This window comes from Microvirga pakistanensis (assembly GCF_004458765.1).
Classification (GTDB): domain Bacteria; phylum Pseudomonadota; class Alphaproteobacteria; order Rhizobiales; family Beijerinckiaceae; genus Microvirga; species Microvirga pakistanensis.
The window spans coordinates 1-223 of the sequence record NZ_SPJX01000211.1 but is presented as its reverse complement, the minus strand read 5'-3'; the positions used below and the strand labels follow the sequence as shown (position 1 = coordinate 223).

Sequence of the window (223 nt, the reverse complement as noted above, 5' to 3'; positions counted from 1 at the left end):
AGGGCGTATGAAGGCGTGTCGCCCATCAGAGCAGCCCTGGCGGCCAGCAGCAGCGCCTCACCCAGCTCGCGTGCATGCTCGGCCGTCATGGCGACCGGCATCTGCCGGCGCCCCCCCTGCTCGTACTCCTCCGGCGTGGTGGCCATCTCGATCACCATCATGGCGTCCCGCCCATCGAGCGTGCCAACGGAAAACGACGTGAGTGCGCAGATCAAGTCCATGT

Annotated in this window: 1 protein-coding gene; it reads right to left on the bottom strand. The window is 66.8% G+C overall.

What is annotated here, in order from left to right; all coding sequences use genetic code 11:
- Positions 1-223 (bottom strand): hypothetical protein (locus E4K09_RS29095; RefSeq protein WP_166802319.1); only part of this gene is annotated, 223 nt, incomplete at both ends.